At 68.5% G+C, this 23,424-nt stretch carries 15 protein-coding genes; 2 read left to right on the top strand and 13 right to left on the bottom strand.

Going from position 1 to position 23,424, the window contains the following annotated elements; translation table 11 throughout:
- From Q0C41_RS03655 to Q0C41_RS03670, 4 genes are all read right to left on the bottom strand, one after another.
- The coding region (locus Q0C41_RS03655) for a VWA domain-containing protein (protein WP_291981097.1) at positions 1–1,966 on the bottom strand (1,966 nt) is incomplete at its 3' end.
- Between the two features lie 128 nt (positions 1,967–2,094).
- Complete coding sequence (locus tag Q0C41_RS03660; protein ID WP_291981098.1) at positions 2,095–2,862, bottom strand: hypothetical protein; 768 nt, start codon at positions 2,860–2,862, stop codon at positions 2,095–2,097.
- Positions 2,863–3,194: 332 nt separating this feature from the next.
- Positions 3,195–4,457, bottom strand: coding sequence for a S41 family peptidase (locus tag Q0C41_RS03665; protein WP_291981099.1), 1,263 nt, complete (start codon positions 4,455–4,457; stop codon positions 3,195–3,197).
- Position 4,458: 1 nt separating this feature from the next.
- Positions 4,459–7,092, bottom strand: coding sequence for a CHAT domain-containing protein (locus Q0C41_RS03670; protein ID WP_291981100.1), 2,634 nt, complete (start codon positions 7,090–7,092; stop codon positions 4,459–4,461).
- Positions 7,093–7,362: 270 nt separating this feature from the next.
- On the opposite strand from Q0C41_RS03670, the gene Q0C41_RS03675 reads away from it, so the two are divergent.
- Entirely contained in the window at positions 7,363–8,391 is a 1,029-nt protein-coding gene (locus Q0C41_RS03675; RefSeq protein WP_291981101.1) for a VWA domain-containing protein, read from the top strand.
- A 17-nt stretch (positions 8,392–8,408) separates the two neighbouring features.
- Here Q0C41_RS03675 and Q0C41_RS03680 read toward each other — a convergent pair whose 3' ends face one another.
- The 9 genes from Q0C41_RS03680 to Q0C41_RS03720 all read right to left on the bottom strand — a co-directional run bounded on the left by Q0C41_RS03680 (position 8,409) and on the right by Q0C41_RS03720 (position 21,541).
- Positions 8,409–9,146: a hypothetical protein gene (locus Q0C41_RS03680; protein ID WP_291981102.1), complete on the bottom strand. Its 738-nt coding sequence runs from the start codon at positions 9,144–9,146 to the stop codon at positions 8,409–8,411.
- 2 nt (positions 9,147–9,148) lie between these two features.
- Complete coding sequence (locus Q0C41_RS03685) at positions 9,149–11,590, bottom strand: ABC transporter permease (protein WP_367079111.1); 2,442 nt, start codon at positions 11,588–11,590, stop codon at positions 9,149–9,151.
- Positions 11,591–11,715: 125 nt separating this feature from the next.
- Positions 11,716–14,136: an ABC transporter permease gene (locus Q0C41_RS03690; protein ID WP_291981104.1), complete on the bottom strand. Its 2,421-nt coding sequence runs from the start codon at positions 14,134–14,136 to the stop codon at positions 11,716–11,718.
- Between the two features lie 56 nt (positions 14,137–14,192).
- Positions 14,193–15,503 carry an ATP-binding protein gene (locus Q0C41_RS03695; protein ID WP_291981105.1) on the bottom strand — a complete coding sequence of 437 codons (1,311 nt, stop codon included), beginning with the start codon at positions 15,501–15,503 and terminating at the stop codon, positions 14,193–14,195.
- A 3-nt stretch (positions 15,504–15,506) separates the two neighbouring features.
- Positions 15,507–16,871, bottom strand: coding sequence for a sigma-54 dependent transcriptional regulator (locus Q0C41_RS03700; protein ID WP_291981106.1), 1,365 nt, complete (start codon positions 16,869–16,871; stop codon positions 15,507–15,509).
- A 22-nt stretch (positions 16,872–16,893) separates the two neighbouring features.
- Positions 16,894–17,625 carry an ABC transporter ATP-binding protein gene (locus Q0C41_RS03705; protein ID WP_291981107.1) on the bottom strand — a complete coding sequence of 244 codons (732 nt, stop codon included), beginning with the start codon at positions 17,623–17,625 and terminating at the stop codon, positions 16,894–16,896.
- Positions 17,626–17,651: 26 nt separating this feature from the next.
- Positions 17,652–18,908 (bottom strand): HlyD family efflux transporter periplasmic adaptor subunit, encoded by a 1,257-nt coding sequence (locus Q0C41_RS03710; RefSeq protein ID WP_291981108.1) that lies wholly within the window; start codon positions 18,906–18,908, stop codon positions 17,652–17,654.
- A gap of 234 nt (positions 18,909–19,142) precedes the next feature.
- Positions 19,143–21,149 (bottom strand): M56 family metallopeptidase, encoded by a 2,007-nt coding sequence (locus Q0C41_RS03715; protein WP_291981109.1) that lies wholly within the window; start codon positions 21,147–21,149, stop codon positions 19,143–19,145.
- Positions 21,146–21,541 (bottom strand): BlaI/MecI/CopY family transcriptional regulator, encoded by a 396-nt coding sequence (locus tag Q0C41_RS03720; protein ID WP_291981110.1) that lies wholly within the window; start codon positions 21,539–21,541, stop codon positions 21,146–21,148. The genes Q0C41_RS03715 and Q0C41_RS03720 overlap by 4 nt, the downstream gene beginning before the upstream one ends.
- A gap of 168 nt (positions 21,542–21,709) precedes the next feature.
- On the opposite strand from Q0C41_RS03720, the gene Q0C41_RS03725 reads away from it, so the two are divergent.
- Positions 21,710–23,035: a VWA domain-containing protein gene (locus tag Q0C41_RS03725; protein ID WP_291981111.1), complete on the top strand. Its 1,326-nt coding sequence runs from the start codon at positions 21,710–21,712 to the stop codon at positions 23,033–23,035.
- The last annotated feature ends 389 nt before the right edge of the window (positions 23,036–23,424 follow it).

Below are 23,424 nucleotides of genomic sequence, written 5' to 3' on the forward strand. Positions count from 1 at the left end.
GCCACGTGCCTTCGTCACGGATGACGAAAGTGCCGGGCTCCGGGTGCCTCGAGGCCGGTCCATGGGCGACCACCGAGTGCCGGAGGACACCGGCCGTGGGCACGGCGGGACCGGCATCCAGGCGAACAGGGATCGCGTGGCGCACCGCGCTGTCCGGGTTGCCCGTGCCGGCCTCCAAGGTCAGGAGGTACGCGCCAGGCCCAAGGCCGGATGTATCCACGAGCCCCGTGGCGCGACGCCGGTCCGACAAGCCGGCCCCGTCGAGGGTCGCATCAGCCGTCTTCACGACAGCGCCACTCGCGTCCGTCACGATCAGTTTGACGGCGACCTTGCCGTCCTGCACGGGGCGGCCCGCTACTTCCGCCTGCACCCCGAGAGCAGCCCCGCTGACGAAACGCCTGACCGCCGTCGGGGCTACCTGCTCGCCGACTTGCTGGAGCACAAGCGGCGACGCCATGAGCAATTGCCGTCCCGGCTCGATGACCTCGACCGGCGTGATCACAAGGCCCGTCTTGCTGGCGTCACTCGTCACCGCGGCCACGCGGAGCTGGTGTCGGCCGCGCGAGAGCGGTAGCTCCGTGGTGAACTCGAGCGGCGCGCCGGCCGTTGGTGGCTCCAGCCGAACCTGGTGCTGATTGCTGACGCGCCCCTCATCGTCGAACGTCGCCAGAACAACGTCGAGGGGCCCGGCGACACGCCCCGCCATGTCCTCGGCCAGCACGGTCACAGAGACGGCGCCGCTCTTGCCCGTGGCGAAGCGGGGCACGGCCTGCACGGTCAGGCGCAACTGCCCTTGGGGGGCACTTCCGAGGAGTGTGCGGCGCAGCAGGCTGGCGTCCACCGTCGACGCTGGCGCGCCCGCGACAGGAGGTTCGACGACATAACCGCGCCGAGCCGACACGCGCGCACCAGGGCGCTTGACTCGGACGTCGATGCGGTGGCGTCCCGGCGTCCGCGACACCGGCGACTCGTACACGAGCAGGTACGACGTCGAGTTCTGCTCGATGATGCGGCCCATCAGGTCGCCGAGGTTGTTGGCCATGGTGATGTAGCGGCCACCGGTCTCGCGTGTGATTTGCGTCAACGGCACGGCAACCATGTCGTCGACGTCCAGGTCGATCGTCATGCCTGCGCCGCCCGCAAACTGGGTTGTGGCGGTCCCGGCCCGCAGCTTCCCTCCAGAGCGCTTCTCGTCAGCAAGCTCAACACCGCCAGTGTTCTCGCGCGGGTCGAGCACGTACACGACGACATCGCTGTTCAGTGCCGATGCCAACGCGCGTCTCTGCTCCCGCCGGCTTCCCTCCGGATCCAGCGGAGACACGCCCATCGTTTGGGTGACCCACAGCAGCACTTTGCGCCGGGATCCCGCGCGCCCGAGGATCTCCGCTGCAGCGGCCACGGCAGCCGCGCGCCGAGCTGGTCGCGTGGGGTCGGCGCAATCGAGGGAGTCGAGTACGCCCGAACCAACGCCACATGGTGCGCTTACCGAACTCGGTGCCGTTCCTGACATCAGCCTGGGGCGCAACAGTAACTGGCCGCGGAAGTCACGCACCTGCTTGATGTGCAAAGGGCTGGGCGGCTGGAGTGTCAGTAAGGAGCCCCCGATACCGCTCGTGGTCACCACCGACAAGAGGGCCGAATCCGGCACATACGACAGAGCGCGCTCGCCAGTCTTGATGACACGGTGCGAATCACGGGGACTGGTGTCGAGATCGTCGAGCAGAAGCACGAACGCCGGCGCGTCAGCAGACGCCGTGCTGGTCGGCAGGCGTTCCACATAGGCTTCCGCCGCGCCTGCACTCGCGCCCACCACGGCCGCTTGTCTCGATTCGGCGCTCAGCTTGCGCACGGACACCAGCGTGCGCGCCGTGCCGTCCTCCAGCACTTCGAAGTCCGATGCTGCGAGATCCTCCAAGCTGCGATCGTCCTCGCCTGTGACGACGGCCACCACTTCGACGAGGCTCACTTCCGCACGGAACGTCGGCTGTGTGGCAGGCCGAGCGTCCTGCGCGAGGCCGGTTACGCTGAACACCACCCCACACAGCACGGATGCCAGCAGCAGGTGAAGCCGTGTCGTGTGCCCCGTCATGCTGCTCACTCCTGCTTACCTGGGCTCTCGGGCACGAGACGTGCCCCCGGCAAGAGTTCCGCGAAGAACTGAACGGTCTGCACAGCCTTGCCCAGCGGGATACCCGTCGAGAGGCTGAATGCGATGACCTGCGCGTTCTCGATGAATCCGGACGGCAACTCCTTCGGCTTCGGCTCGGGAATGCCCGTGAGTACCTCGAGCACCTCCCCGCCCTCGTCCAGAAGTAGAGCGGTCAGCATGATGCCGTCAGGTCGCACGGGGCCACCGTTGTTCACCGTGAGCGTGCCGTCAACCCTGTAGCCACTGAGCGTGGCTCGGCGCTTCTTCTCGGCAAAGGTGGTCACCAGGTCGGTCGGTGGGCACGGCGAGGTGTCGATCTTCCGGTTTCGATCGACCCACTGCAATGTCGCGGCGACGGCCTTCCCATCCTCCGCGACCTGCACGATGTAGCCGGATGGGGGCTCCTTGAATTCATCGTTCCGTCGCAGGCGGAACCTGTACGGCAGTGCGGCACCCGGGTCGACCTGGCTCACGCGGGCCTCGTTCTCGATCGGGTCGCCGAGCGGGCGCCAGTGGTCGTCGGTGTACTGCAGGCGCACGGTCAGGTTCCGCGCGCACCCACCGGCGTTCCGCAACGCCCCGACGAGCACGCCCAACTTGGCGTTCTCGTAGGTGACCGCCGAGTTCTTGAGCGGACGCATCTCGAGGCCGTCGCTTGTCAGGATGCGCGCATCCCTGGGCATCGCCACCCACTGAGGCAAGGTGGAACGCACTTCAACCGAGCGCTCCTGCCGTGGCGGACGGGACAGGTCCATGATGCCGATCTGGGCCGAGGCCGGCGGCGGTGCGCTGATGGCGACAAGGCCAACGAAGGCGGGACCAGCAAGGCCAAATATCACACCGCGACGACCGAGCCGGACACTCGACATGGAGGCTCCCCTGGAGGGTGGTTGGTCACTCCACCGTTCAATATGTGTGCCTCAGCATTGTATCGATGGTTACTGACGATTGCGGTCCTGGTCCTCGAGGTAGTCCCTCGGGGTGGACAGCTGCCTGCCTCCTGCGGCGGACAGGACTGAACGCGACCGTCGCCTACCTCGACAGCTCAGGTTTCGACACTCTGTCTCGGTGTCACTGCGCCTGGTGCCGAACGGAGATGATTGCAGGCGGCGGCGAGTTCCGTGTCGTGCCCGCTCCTGATGGCGTCCGGATCCGAGCGGGCGTCGACGTCGGGGTGTACACCCACCCCCTCCAGCCGTGCTCCCGCCCACGTGTAGTACTCCGCCACGGGCAGCGCGACGCGGTAGCCATGCCCCACCTTGAAGGCGCTGGCTGCGACCAGCCTGCCCGCGGTCTTCGTACCGACGAGCGTGGCCAGGCCGTTCTCCTGCGCGAACGCGGCCACCATCTCCGCGGCGCTCGCCGAGTGTTCGTTCACCAGGATGGCCGTGCGGCCGTGGTGCGCCTTGGCCCCCAAGGCTTCCGTGAACACGGCCACTGACCGGCCCGCCAGGGCGAACCGCGGAATGAGCGCGAGTGCGCCCCACTTCGAGGTCGGGATCCGGTCGAAGACGGCCAGGTCCTCCTTGCGGTAGCCCTTCTTCGCGGTCGCCTTGCCCACGCTGTAGCCCACGCCACGCCGCTCGTCGCACAGCAGGCTCATGAGGCGCAGGCACCCGATGCCTCCGCCGGTGTTGCCGCGAAGGTCGACTACGAGCCGATCCGTCCCGAGCTCCTGCACGGCGCGGCTCATGTCCCGCGCCACGTCCATCCCCAGCACCCCGGGGAACATCGTCACCCGCATATAGCCGGTGCCGTCCTCGAGGCGCCGCGCCGTCACGACCTGGTCGGGCACCACGAGTGGACGCGTCTTGTCCTTGGGACGCGGGACATCAAGCATCGGCGAGACCGTCGTGCCATCGGGGCGACGCACGACGATCTCGTAGCGCTCACCGAGCGCAAACGGCGTGGCCTGGGGTGGAACGAGTTCCTGGCCCCGGACCGACAGCAGGACATCGCCCGGCTTGATCCCGGCGCCTGCCGCCACGCCACCGGGATGCACGTCCTGGAACATCCAGCGCTCACCGTCGCTGGTCTCCGCTTTCGTGAATGTGGCCGCGATGGCCACCCGCCCGGCCGCACGCGGCGTCGACTCGTGGAAGAACCCGGTGTGGCTCACCCCGAGCTCTTTGAGCAGGCCGTTCATGGCGGCCTCGAACTCGACGGGATCGCTGCTGTCGACGACACGTGCTTCGTGCGATGCGCGCAGGGCGACCGTGTTTGCCTCCGGCCCCATGTACTTCGTGTCGATGACGCGCAGGACGGCATCGAGCACCGCGCGACGCTGCTGCTCGGTGAGGACGGGCATCTCAGTTCCCCTTGGTGGTGGCTGGCCTGGGTGCGACCCTGGCGCGGCCGTCACCGTAGACCAGCACGCCGCTCCAGAGCCGCGGCGTGGCGTGTGGACCGAACGTGGCCAGCATGTGACGCTTGGCGCCGCGCAGGGCGGTCGCGACGTCCGCTCCGGTGGCGAGCCGCCGGTAGAACTCACGCATGAGGGCCAGGCTGAACGTGTCGTCGGCGGCCCAGAGATTTGCAACGACGGAGCGGGCGCCCGCGGCGATGAAGGGGCGGACGAGGGTGGCGGCGCCATCCTGGCCGTGCACACTGCCACTGCCCGTGTCGCAGGCCGAGAGCGTGACGAGGGCGGCCGACAGGCGGAACGACAGGATCTCGCGCGCCTGCAACAGGCCGTCCTCGACGGCATCCGGCTGGACGAGGAGGGCCGCGCGGGCCGGGAACTTCGCACTCGGCAACCCGTGCGCGGCGACGTGGATCACCTGGTAGGGCTGCAGCGCCTGCCGCTTCACGGCCGTCTCGGTGCTCGCTTCCCCGATGAGCGCGGTGCTCCCCTGCGCCCCGAGCAACTGGACCACGGCCCTCGCCTCATCGTCTGCACCGGGCAGTTGCCGCAGCTTCGAGCCATCGGTGCCGTACACGTTGCGCGCGAGACGCGGCCGTGCGCCCGCCTGCCCGAGTGCGACCGGGGCGCCGGGGGATGCACTCACGGCAAGCACTCGCCGGTCGCCCACGTTCGCGGTACGTCCTCGCAACACCACGAGGACGGATGCGGAGGGGACGTAGGACACGACGTGGGTGTCCAGGAGCGGGCGGCTCGTCGCGTGGCGAAGGACATCGAATGGAACGCGATACAGGTCTCCGTCAGGGCTCACGAGGAGCCGTGGCTTGCCGGCCAGTTCCGGGATCCCATCCAGCAGGCTCGTCCCGAGGCGTCTGGCGGCGACCGTGATGCTCGCGTCGCTGGCAATGGCGTCGAGCAGCGTCGTCGCTTCTGTAGCCAGGCGGGTGCGCCCCGGAAGTGGCTGCACACGCGCGGTCGTGCGCGTCACGACCAGCGCCAGCGACGCCGGGTCCGCGAGGGCGTACTGCACCAGCACCTCGTCAGCACGCAAGGCGCGCTGCACGTCGGTCAGCGACACGTCGAGCTGCGAGCGTGTGCGGCGCGTGCGATCGAACATCGCCGTCACGCTGGGTGCGAGCTGCTCCTCCGCGGCGAAGATGTCGGCCAGCAGGCGCTGCCTCGAGGCTCGTTCACGGGTGTGCAGGAGTGTCCGCTGCAGCTGGGCGATGCGCGCTTCCACCGTGCGCACCTCCTGCGGCGGCCGCTCGGCCCTTGCCGGCCGGTTGACCAGCAGCTCCAACAGGGACCGGGCGCGGGCTTGTTCGACGATGGCGAAGGCACGCTGGACATCGGGCTTCCGCGCGGCTTCCAGCCGGATGCGCGCCGTCAGCACATCGTCCATCCCGTTGATGATCCGGCCCTGAGCCCAAGGACTGCTGGCCGCGGTGATCAAGCCTTCGAGCACCTCGCTGGCCTCCTCGAGCAGCGCCGCCGCTTCGACACGCCGCCCCTGTCCCGCGCGGAGATCGGCGGTCTCGGCGAGCAAGCGAGGGAGCAGGAAGCGTTCCTCCATGTCGCGGGCGATCGTCGTCGCGTCCAGTAGCACCCGCTCGGCGGCCGCCACCTGTTGCGCCTCGCGCAGCGCCTGGGCCTGTTCGAGCTCGATGTCGGCCACCAGGCGTAGGCCGCCAGAAGCACGCGCCAGGGCCACCGCCTCCTCGTAGAGACCGAGTGCTCCCACCAGGTCCTTCCGCTGTCGGGCGATGGCCGCGCGCTGTGCGACCAGTTGGGCCTGGTACCCGCGTGCGTCGTACTTGGCCGCGTGCTCCGTGGCGCGCACGAGGATGGCGTCCGCTTCCGGGATGCGCCCCAGCTTGATGAGCGCGTTGGAGCGGCCGACGTACGTCATCGTCGGAAACTGCAGTTCCGGCAAGGTTTCCGCGACCTTCAGGGCGCGATCATAGAAGTCGAGGGCTTCCTGGGGCCGATTGAGCTGCACGTAGCCGTGCCCGAACAGCGTCAGCCACCGGACCTGCGACGAGACATCCCCATTCGCTTGCGCCTGCTTCAACGCAGAGCCGAGTGCCATGACCGCGCCGCCGGCGTTGCCTTCGAGGAACGCGACCAGCCCGAGTTCGCCGCGCGCACGGTTGGCCCAGGCCTCGTCGCCGAGCCGCTCGGCCACGGTCAGGGCCTCCTTCCAGGCCGCGCCGGCCAGCGTTGGGTCGAGGTCCTCGTCGGTCTCGCCCTTGATGACCAGGCATCGCAGCCGCAGCCGATCGTCCGCCGGCATCAGCGGATGTTCCAAGTACTCGGCGAGCCTGGCGGACGCCTCGGGGACGGCCAACCGCGGCAACCGTGCGCGTAAGGCGCTGATCTCGGCGTACAGCGCGTTGCGCTCGTCACCGGCGGCAGCGAACAGGCGACGGGCTTCGGTGAACTGTGGTTCCGCTTGGGACCAGGCGCGGAGCCAGGCGAGGCGGTCGCCTTCCGCGAGGAGGGCGTGAGGGTCGGGGGCGGGCTGCGCGCCCGTGTGGACAACGACACCGAGAGAGACTGCAACGGCCAGGAGAGCTCGCATGGCACGTACTCCTTCGTGCTGCCGGAGAACGCGTGCAGCCTAGCAGACGCCCATGGCGGGCTGGCAAGCTCAGGCGAGCGGCTCCGGCGGGTTCACGAAGGTTGATGCAATGCCGGGCCCCAGCGCCAGCGACGCCCGCGCGTGCCCAGGGTGCCCTGGCAAGTCTTCATGCTGGCGTGAGGAGTAGTACCTACTCACTCGCGCGCCGTCGAGTACCCACCTCGTCCTGATTGCGGTCGCCCCAAGGCCCTGCTAGCGTGTCCACATCTCATGCGTGGTCTTGCCCGTGCCTGGCGCCCCACTGCCGCGCTGCTGGCCATGTCACTGGCCACGACGGCGGCGATCCCGTCCGCCCAGGTGTCTTCAGCATCGAGCGAAGCGACGCTCGTCACACTGACGGTCATCGTGTCCCGAGAGGGACAACCGGTTCCCGACCTGACCGCCGCCGACATCGTGGTGCTCGACAACGGCGTCGCGCAGCCGATTGAGGCCTTCGAGTACGTCGACACGATCACTGGTGACTCACCCGAGCCGCCCGGCGACTTCGTCCTCGTGCTCGATGACCTTGGCACTCCACCGGCCGGTACGAGCGGCGCCGTCTTGGCCGCCTTGGCGCTCGTGGATGCGCTGGGACCACACGACCGACTGGCCGTGGTGAATACCGGCCCATTCCCGCTGATTCAGCAACTCTCGACCGACCGCACCGCGTCGAGGACGACCATCCGGCAGTTCCTCGGACAGCGCGACAGCTCGGCGTCCAGGTCTGAAGCGTGCCGTCGGAGTGTGGTGAGCCTGGGCGTCATCGAGAACGCGCTCAAGGTCATGGCCCAACAGCCCAGCACCAGGCGCGCCATGCTCGTACTGAGCGACATCCGGCGTGTGTACTGGGGTGAAGTGCGGGAGCAGAAGTGCTCGGAGGCGCGCAAGGTATTCGACCGCGTCGTGGCCGCGTCCTCCGTCGCACACGTACCAATCTACGGCATCGACCCGCGGGCGCAGCAGGCGTCAGCTGAAGCGGTCAAGCCGCATCCCGCGACCGTTGCGGTCACGAAGGTTCGGCGCCCCTCGGACATGCCCAGCGGCAGCCTCGGGGCGTTGGTGAGGATGACCGGAGGCGCGCTCACAGACGCAGCGGACGGTCCTCACCAGCTGGTTCGCGACACACGGCAGTACTACCGGGTTGTGTACCGGCAACCGGAGGTGCCACGCGGCTCACGCAATCAGGTCCGGCAGGTGGACGTCCGTTTCCGCAGGCCAGACGTCGCCGTGCGCGCGCGGCAGCTCTATCCGCCTAGTTGACGAACCCAGTACGGAACCTATTCGTCCACGTTGGCGGAAGGACCCACTGTCGCTGTGGCGGCGATGACCGCGCGGTGCTTGCCCGTCAATTGCTCCATCAGGGTTGGCACCTCCATGCCGCCGACTCTGCGCCGCTCGCGGATGATCATCAACTGCTCGACTGACTCGTTGTCGATCGTCCAGGGCCGGCCCGATGCGACGACGCGATCCTCCGTGGCATGCACGTACAGCGTCAGCCATGGGCCCTGCGTGTTGCTGACCACGAGCTTGCGCACCGGCTTGCCCTCGACGGTCGCGGTGCCGTCACTCTTGATGCTGACATCAGGAACGTGCGGCCGCAGGAGGATCAAGAGCGAGAGATCACCGAATCGGTTGCGCACGTTCTCTCGGGCGACCTCTTGCATTGCAGGGGGCGTCCCGCCATTGGTCCGGTAGACGTCACCTTCCAGGGTATGAATGACCGTGGCTGTTCGCTGTTGATAGAGCGATGGCCACTTCAGCGTCACTCCCCATCGCTGGCTCTCGCTCGCGTTTCGCCACTGCAACGTGCCTTCGAGCCGAAGGGCCTTCGGCACGGTTGTGCCCGCCTGCTCGCGGATGCGGGCGACCAGTGCGCGGTCCGCCGGTGCATGGTACGTAAACTCTGGTACTACGCCCTTGACCGCTGTTGCCTTCGGCTGTGAACGGGCAGGGGTTCCGACCGTCAGGAGACCCGCCAGGAACGCTGTCGCAACGAAGACTGTGCCTGTGTTCATTGTCATTCCTCTCGCAGCAATTGAGCAGGCTGACGCCGGACAATACGACTGAGCGGCACGGCGACGCCGAACGCCGCCACTGACGTGACCAATGCCGCACTCGCCCCGAGCATAGCCGGCGACCAACTCGCTACGTCCACCTGCCAAAGGCCAACTCGAAGCAGCAGCGCCGTGCCGAGCAGAATGCCGACGACCACGCCCATCGCCCACCACCGGCCGAACGTCAAGCACGCGGGCCTGACCGCTCGATACGGAGTCGCCCCGACCACCTCACGGACGCCGAACTCCGCCCGGCTTCGCTGGACGTGCTCCGACGTGACGGCAAACACCCCAAGACCCACGACCAACAGGGTCGTGGCCCCAAACACGGCGGCCAACGTCAGATACAAGAACAGGGACGCCATCTCCTGGAGCCGTGCCTGGCGGAGCGTCCATGACTCGCCGAGGCCGATCGACCGAGGCGCGGCGGCCAAAGAAGCAGACAACGCCCGCGCATCTCGTCCGCGGCTGACGAGAAGGATGCGCTCGAGCGCGCGGGCCGCGGTGGGCTCGCTGAGATCGCGCTGGGCCAGCGGCATGTAGACCATCGGCAGCTCGGCATCGTCCCAGGTGCTGCGACGGACGTTCTCAGCCACGCCGACCACTGTGGCCCGGCGTCCACGGACGTAGCCCACATCGATCACCTGGCCCACTGCTCGTTGCGCGCCGCCAAGGCGCAGGTCGGCGAACCGGCGACTCACCACGACCACTGGTGGCGCAGCCGCACCGTCGTCCTGACGGAGGTCGCGCCCGGCCACCAGAAGGGTACGCATCGCACGCAGATACTCCGGTCCTACTGGGGACACCCGCACGGGCCCGCTCGGCGAATACGAGATGGCACCGCGTGTGTGCTGCTCGCCTCTTAGGCTGAAGCTCCGATCGAAGTGGGGCACCGGCAGATCGAGCGCGAGGGACGCCACGGCTCCGTCGGCACCGGCAAGCGAGTCGCGCAGCTGCAGCACGTCCCGCACGTACACGTCGACCGGAGCGTCCACGTCACGAAACGTCGGAATGACGACGACATCGTCGGCATCGAACCCACGGGCGCGCGTAAGGCCAGCCGTGATAGCGGCCATGAACAAGAGGCACACGGCCACCAGCGCGATCGCCCCGGATAGTTGCACGGTCACGATGCCTGGCAACAGCCGGCGCGCCGGGACACTGGCAACGGAGGCCACGCCTGCAGCGCCCAAGTGCGCGGTGCGCGTAATGGCCAGACGCGATGCCTGGACCCAGGCGGGCAGCCCATTCAGCAGGACGACGGGCAGCAGAGCCATCACCCAGACGGCGAGCAACCCAGGACGAAGTGCCACGTCAGCCAGTTCAGTCGGCCCCAGTGCTCGTACGCGATCGAGCATCGCCATGGCCAGCACGACGCCGCCCACACTGCCCGAGCCCACCAACACCAACGCATCTGTCAGCACTTCTTGCAGGAGGTCGACGCGACTCGCACCCAGCACGCCCTTGATCGCCCATTCGCGCACCCGCTGCACTGCGGTGACGGCCAGCACGGCCGACAGGTTCAGCAACGCCACGGCCAGCACGAGTAGCGACGCCAGCCCGAGCGTTCGTAGCGTCTGCTGGTAGGTGACCGTCAGCGAGTCCTGCAGCGAGCGTGCGCGCGGCTGGTTGCGGAAGTACGTGTGCGCCTCGGCCTGCATCTGGAGTGTCGTTCCAGCCTGCTGCGGCAACCCGAGGACTTGGACCTGCGCGATGCTGATGCCCACGCGACCATCCGGGCTGCGCAGCACCTCGGCGCGGGGTGCGATGGTGATGTACAGGCCCGTCCGGTCACCGGGGAAGGCGTACCGATCAGCCACGACGCCGACGACCTGACAGGGGCGGCCATCGACGGTCACCGCCTGGTTCAGTGCGGCCTCCGCACCGCCGAAGTTGGTGACCGCGGTGCCACGCGTCGCGACCGCCGCACACGGGACCACGCCCTCGTCGTCAATCGTCGGCAGGCGGCCCGCCTCAGGAGCAATGCCCAGCGTGGCGAGCAGATTCCCGCTGCTGGACGTGACCGGGAGGACGCGCGCTCGTCCATTCACCCAGACCGTGGCGTCGCCACTCGAATAGGCGGCGAGTTGACGATACAGCCTCGACGCCTGGCGCCATTCGGCAAAACCCACGATGGGCAGTGTGCTCCCGGAACTGCCCTCGTCTGGCGCTTCATCGAACAGCTGAACGAGCTCGGCGCCGTTCGGAAACACGAGGGCGCGCCGGGCCACCGTCTCGAGGATCGCGCTCATCGCGACGCTCATCGCGAGGGCCAGACTCATCGTCCCGACAACGGCAAGCGTCAGGGCTGGCCGTCGTCGCCAGACGCGAGCGACACGAGACACCGCCTTCAGCCACGTCTGGCTCCGCACCATGCTTCCTCCGCTGCTTCTGTTTGACACCATGTCGCGCTCACGGATTCGACTCTTCCATGCGAGATGCGCACACCCTTCGCTAGGGAGTAGCGACGGCGGCAGCCGCTCACACTCCCTTGCAGCTCTCGCTGTCGCGACACACGGCCCTACCGCACTTACTCCTCACGCAGCACGGCCGAGGGTGTAATGCGGAGCGCCCGCCGCGCGGGCAGCCAGGCAGCCACGCCCGAGCACACGGCGATGGCGCCGAGCGCGAGGCCGAGCGAGGCGGGATTGAACGGCGAGAGCTCGAACAAGAAGGCGCGGAGCGCCTGGACGACGTACGTCGACACCGCCGCGCCGATCAACATGCCCAAGGCCACTGGCACCATGCCTTCACGCATCGCGTACCAGCGGAGGTGCCAACGCGACGCGCCGAGCGCCATCCGGATCCCGATCGCCCGCATGCGCTCGGTGACTGATGCCGTCACACCGCCGGCGACACCCATCACCGCGAGCACCAACGCAAGGACGGCGAAGACGTTGGTCGTCGCCGCATAGAACTGTCGCTCGGCCATCGCCCTGTTGACGATGGTGCTCAACGAGTCGATGCGATCGATCGGTTGATCCGGATCGAACGCACGCAGACGGCCCCTCACGAGGGCCACGGCGTCACCCAGAGACAAGGTTGTGCGGATCATGAGGTGACTGATCCCGCCCCCTTCGCGCTTCACCTTGTAGAACGTGGGAGGACCAGGCTCTTCGGGACGCTCCCACCGCACATCGCCGACCACGCCGATCACCTCATACGGCTCGTCCCAGTGCACGATCTGCCCGAGCGGCGATACGTTGGGGAACATGCGTGAGGCCAGCGCGCGCGAGAAGACCATCACGCGCCGATCGCCGTCGACGTCGTCCTGGGTCAGCGTCCGGCCCGCGAGCAGCGGGATCCGCATCACGTCGAAGTACCCGGCGCTGACTTCGCGGTAGGCCACGTCGATGCGGGGCACATGCCGCAGGTCGACCTGCCGCGACTGCGGGAGGAACGTATACCCTGGGCCGAGTTCCATCGGGACGGCGCCCGCCAGGGCCACCGCCTCGACGTTCGCCGCGCCGGCAAGCCCAGCGCGAAGTGCGGCAAGCGTCTGACCCAGTCGGCGCGCCTGTGCCACTGCCGCTTCGCGGTCCTGCGGTGGTGCTGCTCCCTGTCGCACCGGACTGAACTGCGCGGTGATCACGTGCGATGGGTTGAAACCGAGGTCAATCCGCCACACGTTCAGAAAGCTCTGAAGCAGCAGCGTGGCCGCCGACAGGAGGACGAGCGTGAGTGCGACCTGCGAAACCAGCAACGCGCGCCTCAGCAGGCGGGCTCCAGGCGAGACCGTGGCCGTGACACCGAGCTGCCCAGGCGTGGGCCGCACAGCGCCCCCGATCACCCCCAGGTACGATGCGACCGCAGTGAGGAGGACCGACAGGCAGGCGATCACGACGGCCACCAGGAAGGCCGGCAGGTGCACTTCGACCTCATCCAGTCTGGGCGTGTTGGGCGGTGCGAGTGCCAGCAAGAACGGCATGCCGTACCTGGTGAACGGGAACGCGGCAACGATGCCGGCCACCCCGACAACGGCGTGCTCGGTGATCAGCATCCGGAGCACGCGCCATCGCGACGCACCCATGGCCAGGCGGATCTCCATCTCCCTGGACCGGCGCAACGTTCGCGTCAGCAGGAGCAACGCGGCGTTTGACGCTCCGGCCAGGCACAACACGCCAGCCCCAGTGGCGACCATCCAGATGCCGCGCTCCACATGTGCCGTGTGACGTTCGCGGAGCGGTGTGGCCACCAGCCTCGGACGAATCCCGCGTTCCCCACGACTGGTGAGGCGCTCGAGCGCTGTCGAGGCGGCCGTCACCGAGACGCCGGGTGCGAGACGCGCGACCGCCTGGTACGAGAGCGCGAGGGCATACAGCGTGTCGGGACGGCGCAGATAGATGTCCGTGTCGAGGGGATACGTCATCCGTACCCGCTCTGGCAGCACGCCCAGAATGGGGCGAGGCACGCCGTCGATAGGGACGGTCTGTCCCACCACGTCCATGCGCTGACCGAAGCGCCGCCGCCAGAGGCCGTGGCTGATCACCACGCCGTCGCTGACTGCGGGCGTCCCCGCGAGCGTTCGCCCGACGACCGGTGTCACGCCGAGTACCTCGAACAGGTTGGCGTCGACCAGCGCGCCGCGCAGTCGCTCCCCGTCCCCCGCGGCGGTCAGCGCGTAGCGGGCCTGCCAGCTGTCGGTCCACAACTCCTGGATGCTGACCCCGGCGAAGACGTCCGTCATCTCGAGGAGGCCCTGCGCCTCGGCCCCGGTCAGCACGTAGCTGTGGTCACCGTTGGTCGGCGTCGGCGACGCCGGGTCGGTGGCCTCGATCGCGACGAGGCGGCCTGGGTCGGCGTACGGGAGCGGGCGTAGCAGCACAGCATGCACGACCGAGAACAGCGCCGTGGTCGACGCGATGCCGATGGCCAGGGCCAGGGCGGCCAGGGCGGAGAGTGCTGGTGAACGCCGGAACAGTGTGACGGCGTACGCGATGTCTTCACGCATGAACAGACCCTCAGGACATGGCACCGTTCGGAGACTGGCCCCTTATGCACGCGCACCTACGTGAGAGGCACTCGGAGACGCGCAACACAGCCGGCGACGTCGGTACGGTTCTCCAGCGTCACCTGCCAGCCGTGCGCGTCGGCAATCTGTCGGCACAGCGCGAGACCGATGCCAGTGCCCCCGGGCTTGGTCGTGAAGAAGGGCACGAACACATCAGCACCGGCGGCGACCCCTGGCCCCTCGTCGACCACACGCACTTCCAACTCACCAGCGGCCCCGGTCTCCCACTCCACCTGCACCGCGCCACCCGTCTCCTGCACCGCGTCGAGGCCATTGCGTACGAGGTTGATCAGTAACTGCTCGAGTTGGTCCGGATCGGCCCTGACAGTCACGTCGGGCCCGCCCGCAAGGCGTAAGGACGGCGACCGCTGCAACGCCGCCACTTGGGTCACCAGGGGACTCAACGACACGTCCTGCACCGCGGGGGGCGGCAGCTTCGCCAGGGTGGCGTACCCCTTCAGGAACCGATTGAGCGCCTGGGCGCGCGACTCGATCACCCCCAAGCCGCGCTGCACGTCGTCGCGCGAGGCCTCGTCCATCTCCGCACGCGCAACGAAGCGCCCGAGGCTGTTGGCGATCGAGGTGATCGGCGTCAGCGAATTGTTCAACTCGTGACTGAGCACCCGGATCAAGCGTCGCCACGCGAGGCGCTCCTCTTCCCGCAGCGCGCGGCTCACGTCGTGCAACACCACGAGGTGATGCGCGAGCCCGTCCTGCCGGAAGGACGAGTGCCGCACCTCCCAGCGCCCCACCGCGCCCGGGAACTCGAGCGACATGAGTCCAGCCGCCTGTGGCTCGAGCAGCCGCTCGCACCCCAGTTCCGCTGCCGATCGGCCGAGCAGGTCCTCCACCGGCCTGGTGAACAACCGCGCCGCTGCCGGATTCGCCAAACGGAGCACCTGTCGGCCGTCGAACGCCAGCACCGCCGACTCGAGTTCCGACATGACCGTCGCCAGCAGCGCGCTCGCCTCGATGTCGGTGAGCCGCCGTGCCTGCAACCAGGTTGCCAGTGCGTTGAACTCCGCCAGCAGCACTCCCACGTCGTCGTGCTGGCCATCGCCCCGCGCGCGGACGGAGAAGTTGCCTTCCCTCAGGCCCTGCAGGAGCGCCGCGGTCGTGCGCAGCGGCGCCGCCACCGCGGCGTGCACCCGGTACGCGGCGTAGGCCGTCCAGATCGTCAGTGCCAACAGGCCCACACTGGCCAGCCAGCCGGGACGCAACATCCCGAGCGCACCCGCGGCCGCCATCCCCAGCGCCGGCCCCGCCACGAGCACCAGCCACACGGCAAGTCGGATGCGGTGGGCCATTGATTACAGGCCGAACCGCTGCATCCGACGATACAGGGCGCTGCGGCTGAGCCCGAGCGCGTCGGCGGCGGCATTCACGTTACGGCCATGGCGGTCCAGCGCCTTGCGCACGAGGTAGGCCTCGACCTCCTCGAGACTCATGTCGTCGATGCGCGGCCCCCCGTCACGGGAGGGGTGAAGCGCCAAGGCGGCGGGCGCAATGCGCACACCCTCCGTCATGAGCACCGCGCGCTCCACGGCGTGGTCCAGTTCGCGGATGTTGCCGGGCCACGGGTGCTCGAGCAGGGCCTGCATCGCCGAGGGCTCGAAGCCGTCCACGGGCTTGCGGTAGCGTCGGGCGTGTCGCTCGAGGAACGTGGAGGCCAGTAGCGGGATGTCCTCGCGGCGTTCCCGCAGTGGCGGCATCCGCACCTCCACCGTGTTCAGCCGGAACAACAGGTCGCGACGGAAGCGCCCCGCCTCGACCTCGGCCTGCAGGTCGGCATTGGTGGCCGAGAGCACCCGCACGTCGACGCTGCGAGTCCGTGAGGACCCGAGCCGCTCGAACTCGTGCGTCTCCAGCACGCGGAGCAGGCGCGCCTGCACCGACAGGGGCATGTTGGCGATCTCGTCGAGGAACAACGTGCCGCCGTCGGCCACCTCGAAGCGTCCGAGCCGCTCGGCGCGGGCATCGGTGAATGCGCCGCGCTCGTGCCCGAACAGCTCGCTGTCGACCAACGTCTCCGACAGGCCACCGGTGTTCACGGCCACGAACGGCGCGGCGGCGCGGTCCGATGCGTCGTGCAGGGCACGCGCCAGCAGCGTCTTGCCGGTGCCGTTCTCGCCGGTGATGAGCACGTGCGCGTCCGACGGACCGACACGCGCCAGCACTTGCAGCACGGGTTGCATGGCCGGCGATTCGGCGACCAGGGTTGCGCCTGGCGAGGCGCGCAGCAACGCGTTCTCCGCCTCGAGCCGGCGGGCACGCCGCTGCGCCCGCCCGAGTTCCACCTGGGTGTGCAGCACCGCGAGCAGTCGCGCGTTCTCCCACGGCTTCTGGATGAAGTCCCCCGCGCCGCGGCGCATGGCCTCCACGGCGAGGTCGACGGTGCCCCACGCGGTCATCACGATGATCGGGAGGGTCTGATCGACCTGGCGCAGACGCGTCAGCAGGTCGAGGCCCTCGAGGCCAGATGTCGTGTCGCGCGCGTAGTTGAGGTCGATGAGCGCGACGTCGTGCTGCCGTCCCTCGACGGCCGCCAGCACCGCCGCGGGCGAACCCGCACTGTCGACCTCGTAGCCTTCCAGCTTCACCAACAGGCGCACGGCCTCGAGCACGTCGGGCTGGTCATCGGCCACGAGGACGCGGGCACGCGCACGGGAGGTCACGGAGGCCACCATGGCCGGCAGTCTACCGGGGCGGCTCGAGCACACCAACCGCGGCGGCCCCGGCCGCGGGGACCGTCTCCTCCTGCACGACGCGGCCGTCGAACAGGTGCACCGTGCGGTTGGCGTGCGCGGCATAGCGCGGATCGTGCGTGACCATGCAGATGGTCGCCCCATCGCGATGCAGGTCGCGCAGCAGTTCCATCACCAGCTCGCCGTTGTGGGAATCGAGGTTGCCGGTCGGCTCGTCGGCCAGCAGGATGGACGGCTGCGTCACGACGGCACGCGCCACGGCGACCCGCTGCTGCTGCCCACCCGAGAGCTGCCCCGGCAGGTGCCGCGCGCGATGGCCCATGCCTACCCGCTCGAGCGCCTGCTCCACGCGCTGCCGCCGCTCGGCACGAGCCATGCCCATGTAGGTCAACGGCAGCTCCACGTTCTCATAGACCGACAGGTCGCCTATCAGGTTGAAGCTCTGGAAGATGAACCCGATCTCCCGGTTGCGCGTGCGCGCCCGGTCGGCCACTGACAGGCTCTCCACGGGGCGATCGTTCAGCCAGTAGCGCCCCTCCGTCGGCGTGTCGAGCAAGCCGAGGATCGACAGCAGCGTCGACTTGCCGCATCCCGACGGCCCCTCGATGGCGACGTAGTCGCCGAACTCGATCGCGAGGTGGATGCCGTCGAGGGCGTGCGTCTGGATCTCGTCGCCCTCGAACACCTTGCGGATGCCCTCGAGCCGAATCAGGGGGTGTGTCATGACTGTCGTGCCCTTTCCCGCGGACTCTACTTGATCTGCAGCCGGTCGACCTGATCCCAGGCCGACATGTCCGAGAGGACCACGCGTTCGCCCTCGCGCAGTCCTTCGATTACCTGGATGTGCCGCACCGAACCCTTGCCGAGTCGCACCTGGCGGCGGGCGGCCATGCCGTCGGCCTGCACCGCGAAGACGCTGATCGTCCCGCCCTCCTGGCCCGCGGCCGGCCGCGCCATGTACAGCACGTTGGCGAGGCGCTCGATCTCGACGATGCCGTCGACCGACAGGTCGGGGCGCGCCCCGGCGGGGACCGGCCCCGTGAACGCGATGTCGACGAGGACCGTGCCGCTCACGGCGGCCGGGTCGACGCGGGCCACGCGGCCCTCGGCAATGCCGTTGCGCGTGTCGACGCGGGCGACCTGCCCGATCTGCACGTCGCGCGCCTGCGTCTCCGGCACGCGCACCTGCGCCTTCAGAAGGGTGGGATCGGCGACACGGGCGACGTTGGTGCCGGCCGCCACCTGGCTGCCGACCTCCACCGGCACCGCCTGCAGCACGCCGGCCATGCCCGCACGCACGGCGAGCTGCCCGAGCTGCTCGGTCTTGAGGGCGAGCAGGGCGCGCATGCGCTCGACCTCCGCCTGCTGCTCGGCCAGTTGCGAGGGCCGCATGCTCGTGCCCACCTCGAGGCGCTTGCGCTCGGCGGCCACCTGCAGCGCCAACGACCTCGCCTTGGACGCGGTGCGGCGATGCTGCAGTTCCGACACTAGCCCGTCGACGAGCAGCGCCTCATCGGCGTCGGCATCGGCGCGCGCGTCCTCGTACTGCGCCTCGGTCTGCGCCACGAGCGCTTCCTGCGCCAGCAGCGTCGTCGTGGCGTCGGCACCGGCGCGGAGCAGCCTCGCCTCGGCGGCCTGCACCTGCAGCCGCGTGTCGAGCACCTCCTGCTCGAGGCGCGGGTTCTCCAACTCGAGGATCACATCGTCGGGGCGCACCTGGGCCCCGGGGCGCAGGTGGATACGGGCGACGCGTCCGTCGGTGGACGCGGGGATCCATGCCGTGTCGACCGGGACGAGCGTGCCTGTGCCACGCACCTCCCGAACGAGCTCACCGCGGGCCACCGTGTCGAACCAGAGCGGTGCGCCATCGACGCTCGGCGCCGCGGGCGCCATGCGCATCACGGTGGCGCCGCCGACGACGGCGAGCGCAATGGCGATCACCGGCACGCGCAGTCGTCGCCAGCGACGCGTGCGGAGCTCCTGCGCGGTGAGGGTGACGTCTGGCACGCCCTGCACATAGGCAAACAGGGGGCCAACGGGTCCGTTCGGACCAATCGGCCAAAGCCGGCGTTCAACGGCCACACCGCGTGCCATTCGCGGGACGAGCAGTCCCATATCTGGGACGGGCTACTGACTGGCCACTCTCGGGGTAGGCTGGCCCCCGGGCACGATTACCTGCCGCTCTGCCGAATCCACCACGCCTCAAGGGACGGCGCACCTGGACACCTACGCGGTTGACACCTAGCGAGAGGCCAGTCTCACGCTGATGCCTCGCGAAGCTTCCCCGAATCGAGCAGCCTCCCCCGGCTGCAGGGATCGAGAACCCACCAGCCGGTGGGGCGTGTTCGACATGTCGTGCACTGCGATGGAGACGTCCCCGTTCGCAGCGACCGTCGGCACGAGGCCCCACGTGCGGCCTCCAGCGAGTTGCACCGTGGCCACTGCCCCTGCTGCGGACTTCAGTGCAATGGTGGACGGCAACCCGTCCACGGCGACTTCAACGCTCACCACCTGGCGCTCGACATCTGCCAATGGCTCGCCGGTTCGGGCATCGACCTCGACCCACTGGCCTTCCACCGAGCACCGCGCAGCTTTACCCGGCTCATCCCGTATATCGATCTGGGCACCACCCGAATACTCGGCGCCCTTCTCATCGAGACACAGGGTTGCTCCTGATGTGGCGAGTGCATGCGTCTGCCCGACAAACGCACGGGGCAATGTGGGTCGCGACTGGTCCAGCGCCTCGTTGCCATGCACCACGTTGGCGTTGGGGGTCACGCCCCAGGTGACGCCATTGGCGTACACGATCTGCCGGACCGCACAGAAGGCCTGAACATGCTCTCCACGAGCCTCACGCCACGCGAGGTCGACGTCGACGAGCCCAGCATTTACTCGCGCAGTGGCGCCTGGCGCCAGGGGCTGCGACACCCAGTCCGACTCCACAATCTGCACGGGGCGCCTGGCTGCGGGCTTGAACGACAGGATGCCTACGAAGCGTACGCGCTCGACAGGGATCGTGGACGTGTTCTGCAGGTCGAACACACCGCACACGTGCGCCGGCGTGGAGGAGACCCCTAGAATCCTCAGAGCACTTCCGTCCTGCCGCTGCGGGAAGCCGTATGGCACGACGGTACCCTGCACGCCTCGACCTGCCAACAGCTGGGCGGAGAGTTGATTCGAGGCGAGGCCGACGACCGGCGGCAGTGCAGCCGAGACGAGCATGATGGCGGCCGAGAGCAACGCGGAGCGAACGAGTGGCATGGACATGGTGGGTTCTCCTTCAAGCAAGCGACGGACGCGGGTGATGAGTCGCGGGCCAGCCATACCGACGGCCGGGCGCGCGTGCTGCAGGGTGCCGAGGCGTGCCACAAGCGTCAGCGCTTCCACGTAGCGCGCACGGTCCCCGGCGGCTTCGGCAGACACGTCGTCGCAGTGGAACTCGCGTGCCTCTCGGATGCGACGGCCTATCCACCACATCGCGGGGCTGTGGAACATCAGCGCCTCAAGACCGGCTTGGACGAGGTTGGCTGCGTAGTCGCGCCGGCGCACGTGCGTGAGCTCGTGCACGAGGATTGGCGCCAATCCGTCAGCTGCCGTCACGTCCAGCAGGTGTGTCGGCAGGACCACCGCGGGGTGATGAATCCCCAACGCGACGGGTGCGTCCACTTCGGCAGAGATGACGAGGCTCGTGCCCTCCGCGTGCGCTGCGGCGCTCAGTCGCTCGAATGTCTCGCGTAAGACCCCGTCATCCATCAATGTGGCGCGCCTACGCAGTCGATTGGCGGCGCCCCAGGCGTACACGAGGCGTCCGACCAGCAGCGCGGCTCCGAGCACCCACACGATCGCGACCGTTCCCACTGCTGAAGGCGACACGTATGCGGCGGCCACGAGCCCGGGTTCATCGCTCACTACCTGCTCGCGATTGGTACGGGGAGGCACCGTATCGGTCGGTCGAGGTTGACTTGTGGGAATGCTGGACCGCATCGAGCTGACTGCGGATGCTCTCGTAGGGACGAACGCTCTCGCGGCCACCAACAGGACCGGTCCGACAAGCATGGCGAGCACGATCGCCGAGGCGAACGCGACGGATGCGGCTCGGTACTGCTCCAGAGCGCTGGCCCTTCGGCGGACAACGCGCCATACGCCGAGGAGCAGGGCGGGAATCATCGTCGTGAACAACGAGACGATGACCAACCACCCCAGCGCGATCGGCCACGGGTTCGTGAGCCATCCGGGCCCGCCGGTCATGACCGCCCCCGCTTCTGGACCTGATCCAGCAGCGCGCGGATTTCCTCGAGTTCTTGGGCGCCGACCTTTCGCCCCGCGAGTGCGCTCTGCAGCAGACTGCGCGCAGAGCCGCCGAACGCCTGCTGGAGCAGTTGCCCTGCGAGTGCACGCTGCGTCTCCGCGCGGGGCTGGGCCGGCGCATACACATGCGATTTGAAGCGTTCCTCGCGGGTCAGCAGCCCCTTCTGATGCATGACCTGCATCTGCTTGAGCACTGTCGTGTAGCCGATATCGCGGAGTCCGCACACGACCTCGTGGACCTCACGCACGGTGCTGTCACCCAGGTCCCAAAGCACGCGAAGGATGTCGAGCTCGGCGTCGGTTGGCGTTGGTGCTGCGGCACGTTTGACCATGAATTCTCCTCGGTGACCACGTTGTACTACGACTGATGTCGTATGTCAACGAGCGAGATCGTAGATTACATGTTTGAGCATATTTGGCTGAGCTGTTCTGAACGTCGCCACTCTCATGCGATCTGCTGGCTGGCGTATGCTGAAGTCACAACCCGGAGCGGATAGACCATGCGCGGACATTTGACCGTGATTGGGTGCCTGTGTATCTGTGTGGCGGCGACAGCCGCTCCGCAGCAGCCGTCCCTCAGCACGTCGACGACCACCATCCTGTTTGACGTGGTGGTCCGCGACGGCAAGGGTGTGCCGGTCCGCGACATGGCCACGACGGAGTTCGAGCTCAGTGAGGATGGTTCCCGGCAGACGATCACCGCGATCTTCGGACCGGGCGGTCGTCCACTGGATGCGTCTTCAGGGCGGGTCCCTTCCCCTGCCCCGACAACTCCCAGTACGGCCACCCAGAGTCAGGCCACCGCGGTCAGTCCGAGTGCGGCTGGCGAGGAGCCGCCCTCGGTCGTGGCTTTCGTCTTCGACCAGTTGTCACCCGAGGCGCGCGCCATGGCCGCACGGGTGGCCGACGCCATGCTCGCGGGCATGCCCACGCGCGACTGGGTCGGGCTGTTCGCGCTCGAGCAGCGCCTGCACATTGCGCAGGACTTCACGCAGGACCGCGCCGCAGCGAGGACAGCGCTGTCGGCCTTGGCGCAGCGACCCATCGTGGTCAAGGACGCGAGCGCGACGCAGTCGACGAGGACCGGCATCGATCTCGACCCGAGCGTCTCCCCCACGGTCGGCGCCGAGTCACGTGGAGGCGCGCAGGACTTCGCGACCCGCCAACGACTGCTGAACGGCGCGGGACCTGAGCGCCTGCTCTACGCGATGGAGATGCGTATGGCGGAGACCTACGAGCGGTACACCCGCGACGTGCAGGGGCAGATGGCGGCGGTCGGCCTCCGGGCCGTGGCTACCGGCATGGCGGGCCTGACGGGGCGAAAGGCCGTGGTGCTGTTCTCGGAAGGGCTGCCGCTGTCCGACCAGGCGCGCACGCTGTTCGACACCATGGTGGCCGCGGCCAATCGCGCCGGCGTCACCTTCTACCCGGTGGACGCCGCAGGCCTGCGCGCGCACAGCGCCGTGGCCGCGACCGCGCGTGAGCAGGACTACGCCGGCCGGGTGGCGCTCGGCGACGAGGGGCGGTCGCAGGGCGCATGGACCCGTGACCTGGAGAAGCAGGCCGACCTCGTCCGCTCGGATGGCACCGCCTCGCTGGCACGCCTGGCGAAGGAGACCGGCGGCCTGCTCCTCGAGAACACCAACAACGTCGAGCGGATCGCCAAGCGGATTGCCGAGGATCAGGCGTCGCACTACCTGCTCGCCTACACGCCGGCGCGGGGTGAGATGGACGGCACGTACCGCCGCGTGACGGTCAAGGTGAAGCGCAAGGGCACGACCGCGACGCATCGATCAGGCTACTGGGCCGTGGCAACCACACCGTGAGCACGTGTTCGGTGCTGCGCGTGAGCGGCGGCGGCCATGGCTCCCGCGGGCTCCCCCCTCTTGTGTCACGCGCCGCCCCGACGATGCTCACCATACCGGGGCGAAGAAGCCATGGGACTTGTGGACTAGCAGGAACTGACGCAATCGCGATGGTCCGCGCGCCGGTGCGGCGCCGAATCCTGCGATTTCATCGGGCGGAGCGTGGGGGTACAAACGGGGGTATTCAGCTCATGCGGCACTGACCAGAAGCTGCTGATCATGAGCCAAATTACCGTCAGCGCTTCGACTCCCGCCGCCTCCACCAACCTTCGCTCGCAGTTCAGGCGAAGGTTGTCCGCCGCAGCTCCGCCCTGTCCACCGTAGCTCCGCAGGAGCGAAGGTGGAAGGAG

The sequence above is a fragment of the Luteitalea sp. genome, from assembly GCF_022842525.1.
In the GTDB taxonomy this organism is placed as follows: Bacteria; Acidobacteriota; Vicinamibacteria; order Vicinamibacterales; family Vicinamibacteraceae; genus Luteitalea.

Bases quoted from the DNA above. Each gene is read 5' to 3' on its own strand.
- Q0C41_RS03705 (WP_291981107.1), bottom strand. From the start codon at position 17,625: ATGACACACCCCCTGATTCGGCTCGAGGGCATCCGCAAGGTGTTCGAG.
- Q0C41_RS03690 (WP_291981104.1), bottom strand. From the start codon at position 14,136: ATGCGTGAAGACATCGCGTACGCCGTCACACTGTTCCGGCGTTCACCA.
- Q0C41_RS03695 (WP_291981105.1), bottom strand. From the start codon at position 15,503: ATGGCCCACCGCATCCGACTTGCCGTGTGGCTGGTGCTCGTGGCGGGG.
- Q0C41_RS03670 (WP_291981100.1), bottom strand. From the start codon at position 7,092: ATGCGAGCTCTCCTGGCCGTTGCAGTCTCTCTCGGTGTCGTTGTCCAC.
- Q0C41_RS03680 (WP_291981102.1), bottom strand. From the start codon at position 9,146: ATGAACACAGGCACAGTCTTCGTTGCGACAGCGTTCCTGGCGGGTCTC.
- Q0C41_RS03665 (WP_291981099.1), bottom strand. From the start codon at position 4,457: ATGCCCGTCCTCACCGAGCAGCAGCGTCGCGCGGTGCTCGATGCCGTC.
- Q0C41_RS03725 (WP_291981111.1), top strand. From the start codon at position 21,710: ATGCGCGGACATTTGACCGTGATTGGGTGCCTGTGTATCTGTGTGGCG.
- Q0C41_RS03715 (WP_291981109.1), bottom strand. From the start codon at position 21,149: ATGACCGGCGGGCCCGGATGGCTCACGAACCCGTGGCCGATCGCGCTG.
- Q0C41_RS03685 (WP_367079111.1), bottom strand. From the start codon at position 11,590: ATGGTGTCAAACAGAAGCAGCGGAGGAAGCATGGTGCGGAGCCAGACG.
- Q0C41_RS03720 (WP_291981110.1), bottom strand. From the start codon at position 21,541: ATGGTCAAACGTGCCGCAGCACCAACGCCAACCGACGCCGAGCTCGAC.
- Q0C41_RS03675 (WP_291981101.1), top strand. From the start codon at position 7,363: ATGCGTGGTCTTGCCCGTGCCTGGCGCCCCACTGCCGCGCTGCTGGCC.